The organism is Mycobacterium talmoniae (genome assembly GCF_001854525.1).
Classification (GTDB): domain Bacteria; phylum Actinomycetota; class Actinomycetes; order Mycobacteriales; family Mycobacteriaceae; genus Mycobacterium; species Mycobacterium talmoniae.
In genome coordinates this window covers 1-8,929 of sequence record NZ_MLQM01000205.1, presented here as the reverse complement: position 1 = coordinate 8,929, position 8,929 = coordinate 1, and the positions used below count along the sequence as shown (strand labels likewise).

The 8,929-nt window shown below is 69.2% G+C and carries 10 protein-coding genes; 6 read left to right on the top strand and 4 right to left on the bottom strand.

The features are described 5' to 3' along the window. The first annotated feature begins 109 nt into the window (after nt 1-109). From BKN37_RS24025 to rraA, 3 genes are all read left to right on the top strand, one after another. A complete protein-coding gene (locus BKN37_RS24025; protein ID WP_071029439.1) occupies nt 110-583 on the top strand; it encodes a copper resistance CopC family protein in 474 nt (157 codons plus the stop codon). Between the two features lie 117 nt (nt 584-700). Continuing rightward, the gene (locus tag BKN37_RS24020) at nt 701-1,171 is read left to right on the top strand and encodes a hypothetical protein (RefSeq protein WP_071029437.1); all 471 of its coding nucleotides are present in this window, start codon (nt 701-703) and stop codon (nt 1,169-1,171) included. 2 nt (nt 1,172-1,173) lie between these two features. Further along, a complete protein-coding gene (gene rraA, locus BKN37_RS24015; RefSeq protein WP_071029436.1) occupies nt 1,174-1,653 on the top strand; it encodes a ribonuclease E activity regulator RraA in 480 nt (159 codons plus the stop codon). 82 nt (nt 1,654-1,735) lie between these two features. On the opposite strand, the gene BKN37_RS24010 is transcribed toward rraA, so the two are convergent. Next, nucleotides 1,736-3,205: a flavin-containing monooxygenase gene (locus tag BKN37_RS24010; protein WP_071029435.1), complete on the bottom strand. Its 1,470-nt coding sequence runs from the start codon at nt 3,203-3,205 to the stop codon at nt 1,736-1,738. A gap of 77 nt (nt 3,206-3,282) precedes the next feature. On the opposite strand from BKN37_RS24010, the gene BKN37_RS24005 reads away from it, so the two are divergent. Continuing rightward, entirely contained in the window at nt 3,283-3,960 is a 678-nt protein-coding gene (locus BKN37_RS24005; RefSeq protein ID WP_071029434.1) for a TetR/AcrR family transcriptional regulator, read from the top strand. A gap of 64 nt (nt 3,961-4,024) precedes the next feature. Then, a complete protein-coding gene (dinB, locus tag BKN37_RS24000) occupies nt 4,025-5,227 on the top strand; it encodes a DNA polymerase IV (protein ID WP_071029433.1) in 1,203 nt (400 codons plus the stop codon). Nucleotides 5,228-5,302: 75 nt separating this feature from the next. On the opposite strand, the gene BKN37_RS23995 is transcribed toward dinB, so the two are convergent. Both BKN37_RS23995 and BKN37_RS23990 read right to left on the bottom strand, forming a co-directional pair. Continuing rightward, nucleotides 5,303-5,734, bottom strand: coding sequence for a hypothetical protein (locus BKN37_RS23995; protein WP_071029432.1), 432 nt, complete (start codon nt 5,732-5,734; stop codon nt 5,303-5,305). An 11-nt stretch (nt 5,735-5,745) separates the two neighbouring features. After that, complete coding sequence (locus BKN37_RS23990; RefSeq protein ID WP_071029431.1) at nt 5,746-6,750, bottom strand: PHP domain-containing protein; 1,005 nt, start codon at nt 6,748-6,750, stop codon at nt 5,746-5,748. A gap of 128 nt (nt 6,751-6,878) precedes the next feature. On the opposite strand from BKN37_RS23990, the gene BKN37_RS23985 reads away from it, so the two are divergent. Continuing rightward, nucleotides 6,879-7,721: an LLM class F420-dependent oxidoreductase gene (locus tag BKN37_RS23985; RefSeq protein WP_071029430.1), complete on the top strand. Its 843-nt coding sequence runs from the start codon at nt 6,879-6,881 to the stop codon at nt 7,719-7,721. Here the strand turns inward: BKN37_RS23985 and BKN37_RS23980 are convergent, their stop codons facing one another. Next, nucleotides 7,722-8,366: an HD domain-containing protein gene (locus BKN37_RS23980; RefSeq protein ID WP_071029438.1), complete on the bottom strand. Its 645-nt coding sequence runs from the start codon at nt 8,364-8,366 to the stop codon at nt 7,722-7,724. Between the last annotated feature and the right edge of the window lie 563 nt (nt 8,367-8,929).

Here is an 8,929-nt window from a genome sequence, read left to right as displayed (position 1 = left end):
ACACCCGCGACCCCACCCCCCCCACAACCCCGCGCCCCCCCCAGCACCCCCACCGATAACGTCGCCGGCGGCGTCAGATGTGTATAAGGCGGTGGGCCTGCTGCTGGCGATGATGCTGTTCGGGGCGGCCGGCGTCGCCGCCGCGCACGCCGTGCTGATCGCCACCGACCCCGCCAAGGACGCCGAGCTGGCCACCGGCCCCGACGAGGTCAGCGCCACCTTCAACGAGAGCCTGCAACCCACCTTCGCGGCGATGACGGTGGTGGGTCCCGACCACCACCTCTGGCAATCGGGGCATCCTCGGGTGCAGGGCGCGATCGCCAGCATCAAGGTGCGCCCGCTGGGACCGGTCGGCGTCTATACGGTGCACTATCGGGTGACCTCGGCCGACGGGCATCCGGTCTCCGGGGCGTGGTCGTTTCGGCTGACCGTACCCGGCACCGGCCAGCCCGGACCCGCGGTTTCGGAGCCGGGTCCCGCGCCCGCCGGGGGGTCCGGGCGCCAGATCCCGATCTGGCCGTTTGCGGTCGGGGCGATCGTCATCGTCGGTGCCGGCCTGTGGGCGGCGCAGCGCAGATCGTGACGGCGGCGCTCGGCCGGCCGGGCAGATTAGCGGTCCGTGCTGAGCAGCGGGCGTGTGCTGGCATGATGGGGATCGCTGCCGGTGTACGCGACGAGGAAACCACAAAGGAGTAGCCGCATGGCAGACTCGCAGGACCAGCCCGACCACGGACCCGACGCTGCGCCGGAGCCGCCCGAGCCGCAGGTGCCGTCGGGCAAGCCGGCGCCGGAGCAGGACGCGGAGCCGCCGGCGAAGAAGGCACCGGCGAAGAAGGCGCCCGCCAAGGCCGCGAAGAAGGCCCCCGCCAAAAAGGCACCCGCGAAGAAGGCACCGGCGAAGAAGGCCCCCGCCAAGAAAGCGCCGGCGAAGAAGGCCGCGCCCGGGATCGACACCAACGGATCTGCCGAGCTCGCGGCGGCGGCGAAAGAGACTGCCGCGCAGGCCAAATCGGCGGTCGACGCGGCGGACAACCCGGTCGCCCGGCCGGCCGCGCTGCCGGCGCCGGCGTCCGGGGGCTTCCCGGTGACGCCGGTGGTCGCGGCCGCGATCGGCCTGCTGGTGCTGCTGCTGATCCGTCAGCTGGTGCGCCGCGCCGGCGACGACGCCTGACCGTGGGCGTGACCTTTCGGCCCACCGCCGACCTCGTCGACGACATCGGGCCCGACGTGCGCAGCTGCGATCTGCAGTTCACCCAGTACGGGGGCCGCGAACAGTTTGCCGGCCCGATTCACACCGTGCGCTGCTTCCAGGACAACGCGCTGCTGAAATCGGTGCTCTCCGAGCCGGGCGAGGGCGCGGTGCTGGTGATCGACGGCGCCGGATCGCTGCACACCGCGCTGGTCGGCGACGTGATCGCCGAGCTGGCCCGCAGCAACGGCTGGGCCGGGCTGATCGTGCACGGGGCGGTGCGCGATGCGGCGACCCTGCGCACCCTCGACATCGGGATCAAGGCGCTGGGGACCAACCCCCGCAAAAGCACCAAGACCGGTGCCGGCGAACGCGACGCCGTCGTCGAGCTCGGGGGTGTCTCCTTCGTGCCCGGCGACATCGCCTACAGCGACCACGACGGCATCGTGGTGGTCGGTTCCTAACGCGACCTCCTAGCGCGAGCAGACACAAAAGCCCCCTAGTAACGTGGTTACAGGGGGCTTTTGTGTCTGCTCGGCGGGGGGACTACACCGCGACCGGGGCGCGGTGGGTGGTGAAGTGCAGGGCCTCGTCGTCGACGCGGCCGCGGCGGATCAGCCGCACATCGAGCAGGTAGTTCTGCTTGAGCCGCCACGGGAACTGCGAACCGGCCTTCGGCAGATAGTCCAGCGCGCGCAGCACATAGCCCGGGGTGAAGTCCATCAGCGGCCGCTCCTCCACCGAGTCGCCGGGGTGATCGGGCACCACGGTGTCGAAGCCGTGGGCGTCCATGTAGTTGAGCAGCCGGCAGACGAACTCCGAGACCAGGTCGGCCTTGAGCGTCCACGACGCGTTGGTGTACCCGATGGTGAACGCCATGTTCGGCAGCCCGGTCAACATCAGGCCCTTGTAGCACATGGTGTCGTTAAGCTCGATCGGCACGCCGTTGCGCCGGATCTCCGCACCACCGAACAGCTGCAGGTTCAAACCCGTTGCGGTGATGATGATGTCGGCGGCCAGCTCCTCCCCGGAGCTCAGCTTGATGCCGGTCTTGGTGAACGTGTCGATGGTGTCGGTGACCACGTCGGCCCCGCCCTTGCGGATGGTGCGGAACAGGTCGCCGTTGGGCGCCAGGCACAGCCGCTGATCCCACGGCTTGTAGCTCGGGCCGAAGTGCTTCTCGACGTCGTAGCCGGCGGGCAGCCGGCGCTTGGCCATGGTCAGCAGCGTCTTGCGCATGTAGTTGGGGAACCGCCGGGACAGCTGGTACTGCGCGGTGGAAAAGCCGATCGCCTTCCACCGGTTCACTACGTGCGCGGCCTTAGCGGGCAGCAGCCGGTTGGCCCGCTCGGCGACCGGGTCGACCAACGGTAGCGACCCGATGTAGGTGGGGGAGCGCTGCAGCATGGTCACGTGCCCGGCGCCGGAGTTCACCAGGGACGGGATCAGCGTCACCGCGGTGGCCCCGGAGCCGATCACGACGATCTTCTTGCCCGCGTAGTCCAGATCCTCCGGCCAGTGCTGCGGGTGCACGATGGTGCCCTCGAAGTCCTCGGCGCCGGGGAACTGCGGCGAGTAACCCTCGTCGTAGTTGTAGTAGCCGCTGCAGGCGAACAGGAACGAGCAGGTGATCTCGCGCTGCTCGCCCTCGCTGTCCACGGTGAGCGTCCAGCGGTTGTCGGCGTCGGACCAGTCGGCGGCCACCACCTTCTGGCGGTAGCGGATGTGCTGGTCGATGCCGTTCTCGGCGGCGGCCTCCTTGACGTAGGCCTTGATCGACGCACCGTCGGCGATGGACTGGGCCGACTCCCACGGCTTGAACCGGAAGCCCAGCGTGAACATGTCCGAGTCGGAGCGGATGCCCGGGTACTTGAACAGGTCCCAGGTGCCACCGAGGTCGTCGCGGCGCTCGAGGATCACGTAGCTCTTGGTGGGGCAGCGGTCCTGCAGATGCCAGGCGGCGCTGATGCCCGAGATGCCGGCGCCGACGATGACAACGTCGAGGTGTTCGTTCATGGGACCAACGGTATCAACACGGTGTTGAGTTGGTCAACAGTGTGTCGATTTTTTCAACATCGAGTAAAGTAGCGGTCGTGACTACCGCCAGCCCCGCCCGCGCCACCCGCGGTCGGCGTTCGACACGCCCGTCGGGCGACGACCGTGAACTGGCCATCCTGACCACCGCGGAACGGCTGCTGGAGCAGCGCCCGCTCACCGACATTTCGGTCGATGACCTGGCCAAAGGCGCCGGTTTGTCCCGCCCGACGTTCTACTTCTACTTCCGCTCCAAAGACGCCGTGCTGCTCACCCTGTTCGAGCGGGTGATCGTCGAAGCCGACTCCGCAATGGAAGCCATGGCCGCCGACCCGCCGGCCGACATCAAAGAGCTCTGGCGCACCGGCATCAACGTCTTCGTGGAGACGTTCGGTTCGCATCGCGCGGTCTCCCTGGCCGCCGATGCCGCCCGCACCAACGCCGACATCCGCGAGCTGTGGTCGCGGTTCATGCAGAAGTGGGTCGGCCACATCGCGGTGGTGATCGAAGCCGAACGCGCCCGCGGCGCGGCGCCGGTGACCCTGCCCGCCCACGACCTGTCCGCCGCGCTGAACCTGCTCAACGAGAAGATGATGCTGGCCACGTTCGGGGACGAGCGCCCGTCGGTGACCGACGAGCACCTGCTCGACACCCTGGTGCACATCTGGGTCGCCAGCGTCTACGGCGACCCCTCTCAACCGCGAGCGAGCGTGTCCCCGGTCGACACGCCGGCCTGATTCCCGGGTCTGCGCACGCTCGCCCGAGAAACACCGCCCACCTGTCCCACCCTAATGCGAACATATGTTCGTGTCGGGTTTGGCGACGATCCTGCATGCGGACCTGGACTCCTTCTACGCGTCGGTCGAACAACGCGACGACCCCGCGCTGCGCGGCCGGCCCGTCATCGTCGGCGGCGGGGTGGTGTTGGCCGCCAGCTATGAGGCGAAGGCCTTCGGGGTGCGCACCGCCATGCCGGGTGCCCAGGCCCGGCGGCTGTGCCCGCAGGCGGCGGTGGTGCCGCCGCGGATGTCGGCCTACACCCGGGCCAGCGACGCGGTCTTCGCGGTGTTTGCCGACACCACACCGCTGGTCGAGGCGGTGTCGGTCGACGAAGCGTTTCTTGACGTGACCGGCCTGCGCCGGGTCGCCGGGCAACCGGTGCAGATCGCGGCGCGGCTGCGGGCGCAGGTCCGGCAGCGGGTCGGGCTGCCGATCACCGTCGGGATCGCCCGCACCAAGTTCTTGGCCAAGGTGGCCAGCCAGGTCGCCAAACCCGACGGGCTGCTGCTGGTGCCGCCGGAACGGGAGTTGGCGTTCCTGCATCCGCTGCCGGTGCGTCGGCTGTGGGGGGTGGGGGCGGTGACCGCGGCGAAACTGCACGCCCACGGCATCGACACCGTCGCGCAGGTGGCCGAACTCAGCGAGCCGATGCTGGCGTCGCTGGTCGGCGGGGCGATGGGCCGCCAGCTGTATGCGTTGTCCCGCAATATCGACCGGCGGCGGGTGCGGCCCGGCGTGCGGCGGCGGTCGGTGGGCGCCCAGCGCGCCCTCGGCCGGGCCGGCAACCGGATGTCAGAGCGTGAGGTGGACGCCGTGGTGATGACGTTGATCGACCGGATCACCGGCCGGCTGCGCACGGCGGGCCGCACTGGGCGGACGGTGGTGCTGCGGCTGCGGTTCGACGACTTCGGCCGGGCCACCCGCTCGCACACCCTGCCGTGGCCGACGTCCTCGACCGCACCCATCCTGGCCGCCGCCCGCGGGTTGGTGGCCGGGGCGGCACCGCTGATCGCCGAGCGCGGCTTGACCCTGATCGGGTTCGCGGTCGCCAATATCGACCGAGGCGGGGCCCAGCAGTTGGAACTGCCGTTCAACGGCGCGGACCGGCCCGCCGTCGACGAGGCGGTCGAACGGGTGCGCCGCCGCTACGGCAACGCGGCGCTGATCCGCGCGGCGCTGCTCGGCCGGGATCCCGGCCTGGAGATGCCGCATCTGCCCGACTGACCACGGGGCGCCGAGTGGGCAGTTAGGGCACGGGTTTTCGCCGGAAGCGTGCATCAACTGCCCACTCGACGGTAGCTAAACCAGTTGGGCGGCAATGAAACCGGCGAGCAGGACGGCGAACCCGCCCATCTCCCCGGCGATAAGGGCGAACATGCTGAGGTGCAGGCCGCGGGTCGGATGGGCGAACTGGTTGGTGGTGTCGCGCAACGCGCCGTGCGCGATGTAGCTGGCGATGGCGGCCACGAAGAAGAACACCACCACCATGGCCGCGGTCAGGTTCACCCACGGCGGCCAGCCGCTAAGTTCCACGAAGACCGCGATCAGCAGCGTCGCGAATGAGTAGAGCAGCGCCGCGCGGTGCGCGATGTCGACGTAGGGATGCGCGATGTGGTTCTCGGCGGTGGCCATCTGCCGGTATTTCCACACGCCCAGACCCAGCGCCAATAAGAAGATCAGCCCGGCCGCCAGCAGGGTGATCACGGTGTCGATGCCCAGGCCCGCGCGCACGACTCGTGAGTTTATGACGCCGTCCAGGTCAACAGGTCCTCGGCCGGCCAGGTGTTGACGATCCGCTCGGTCGGCACCCCCGCATCCAGGGCCCGCTGGGCGCCGTAGCCCAGGAAATCCAGCTGGCCCGGCGCGTGCGCGTCGGTGTCGATGCTGAACAGGCACCCGATCTCCAGTGCCAGGTTGAGCAGCCGGGTCGGCGGGTCACGGCGCTCCGGGCGGGAGTTGATCTCCACCGCGGTGCCGTGGTCGCGGCAGGCGGTGAACACCTTTTCCGCATCGAACTTCGATTCGGGCCGGATGCCTCGGTTGCCAGCCACCAGCCGTCCGGTGCAGTGGCCCAGCACGTCGGCGTGTTCGTTGGACACCGCGCGGATCATCCGGCGGGTCATCGACGCCGCATCCATCGCCAGTTTCGAGTGCACGCTGGCCACCACGACATCGAGCCGCTCCAGCAGGTCCGGCTCCTGATCCAGGGTGCCGTCGTCGAGGATGTCGACCTCGATGCCGGTCAGGATGCGCATCGGCGCGAACCGCTCCCGCAGCTCGTCGATCACGTCAAGCTGGCGACGCAACCGGTCGGGGGAGAGGCCGTTGGCGATCGTCAGCCGCGGGGAATGGTCGGTCAGCGCACAGTACTGGTGGCCCAGCGCCGCGGCGGTGGCCATCATCTCCTCGATCGGCGCCGACCCATCCGACCAGTTCGAATGCAGATGCAGATCCCCGCGCAGCGCGGCGCGAACCTCCCCACCGCCGAGATCGGCGGCCGCCGAACGCAGTTCGACCAACACGTCGGGTTCGCGGCCCGACCAGGCCTGCGCGATCACCGCGGCGGTCTTCGGCCCGATCCCGGGCAGGGACTGCCAGCTGTTGGCCCGCCCGTGCCGGTCCCGTTCGGCCGGGTCGAGCGCCTCGACGACGTCGGCGGCGCGCCGGTAGGCCATCACCCGGCGGGAGTCCTCGCGGGCCCGGTCCTTGTAATAGGCGATCTGTCGCAGCGCGGACACCGGATCCATTCCCCCAGTGTGCCGCAGCCGCGAGACGCCGAGCAGACGCAGAATCGCATAAATCGAACGCGGAGCGTGCGATTCTGCGTCTGCTCGCCGCGGGGCGGAGTGCCGTAACCGCGAGTAGCCTGAAGCGAGTGCGATTCGCCTTCAAAACCTCACCGCAAAACACCACCTGGGCCGACATGTTGGCGCTCTGGCAGGCCGCCGACCAGATCGACATCTACGAGTCCGGCTGGACCTTCGACCACTTCTATCCGATCTTCTCCGACTCGGCCGGGCCGTGTCTGGAGGGCTGGACCACGCTGACCGCGTTGGCCCAGGCCACCACCCGGCTGCGGCTGGGCACCCTGGTCACCGGGATCCACTACCGCCATCCCGCGGTGCTGGCCAACATGGCCGCGGCGCTGGACATCATCTCCGGCGGTCGGCTCGAGTTGGGCATCGGCGCCGGCTGGAACGAGGAGGAGTCCGGCGCCTACGGCATCGAATTGGGCAGCATCAGGGAACGGTTCGACCGGTTCGAAGAGGCCTGCCAGGTGTTGACCGGCCTGCTCAGCCAGGAGACCACCGATTTCGACGGCAAGTTCTATCAGCTCAAGGGGGCGCGCAACGAGCCCAAGGGGCCGCAGCGCCCGCACCCGCCGATCTGCATCGGCGGCAGCGGCGAGAAACGCACCCTGAAGATCACCGCGAAATATGCTCAACATTGGAATTTCGTCGGCGGCCCGCCCGAGGAGTTCGCGCGCAAGCGCGACGTGCTGGCCGCGCACTGCGCCGATATCGGTCGCGACCCCAAGGAGATCCTGCTGTCGGCGCACGTGCGGCTGGAGTCGGATCGTAACTACGGCAAGGTGATTGACGACGCGGCCGCGTTGGGCGCCGAGGGGCTGGACCTGGCCATCGTGTACATCCCGGTGCCCTATGACCCGGCGGTGCTCGAGCCGCTGGCCGAGGCGATCCGAGACTCTGGGCTGTAGTTAACCGGTCAGCCGGTCTAGTTCGGCGGCGAGGTTGATCCGGGCCTGCGCTTCCCAGCGCTGCTGGGCCGCCGGCGTGCGATAGAGCGCGGGGCCACCCAGCAGCGCGCGCAGCACCTGCGCGCGTCCGGTCCGGAAGGCGTCGTCGGGCAGGTGCGCGTATTCGTCCCGAACCGCCGCCGCGTAGGCGGCGTAGCGGTCGGCCGGTGCGCCCAGGATCGCCAGGTCCGCGTCGGACAGCGTGACGCCGTTGCGATCGTCGGGCGCCGGGTCATGGGCGGCGGTGAGCCGCACCAACCGGGCGACCTCCGCGATCAGCGACACCGGCAGGCCGAGCGCGGCCAGTTCGGTCTCCGCGCGCCGCGCGCTGTTCTCCTCGTCGTCGCCGCGGCCCCGATACACCGCGTCGTGATACCACGCGGCCAGCCGCACCGCGTCGGGGTCGTCCGCGTGGGCGGCGAGGGCGTCGACGTGGGCCAGCACGTCCCGTAGGTGAGCCAGGTTGTGGTAGCGCCGATGCGGTTCGCTCCAGGCCGCCAGCAGCCCGCGGCCGATCCCGTCCCGGTCGGGCGAGGTGGACTGCGGCGCGATCAGGGCGTGCCAGGCGGCGGCCAGGTCGGCGACGTCGGGGTCACTGGGCGGCATGACCCGATTCTCGCCCACGCGGGCTGCGCGGCGCGACGCACCGAGAGATCACGAACTGGCAAACTGCCGCACGGTGCGCGGCCGCTGCGCTACACCCCGAAGCGCAGTAGCTCGTCGGTGGTGACCAAGCGTTCGTGTTTAGCCGGAAACTCGCGGCTCTTGACCGGATGCCGTAACAATGACCAGGCCATTCGCCCTACCCGCGATAGGGCTATCGGGTTGATGTGCACGACGATTACTCCTGCGGTCGGTGTTGCTGATCTGGGCCCGCATACCGCACTGCCCACACCGCGTTATTAGACACCTGCCGATTGGCAAACAGTACGCGACGCGCCGATAAATCATCGGATGATTCTGGTGAGGTCTATGTGGCCAGAGTGATCAGCACGAGCAGACGCAAAAGCCCCCATTTCTAGCACCAAATGGGGGCTTTTGTGTCTCAGTGTCAGTGTGAGTGTGCCGGGTTGCGGTGTGTCTGCGTGACAGGTGCCGTGGCGCGGTGGTTGGTTCTGTCTTACCTGGTGTCTGGCTCATTTTGCGTCTGCCGCCCTCGGGGTTGGCGT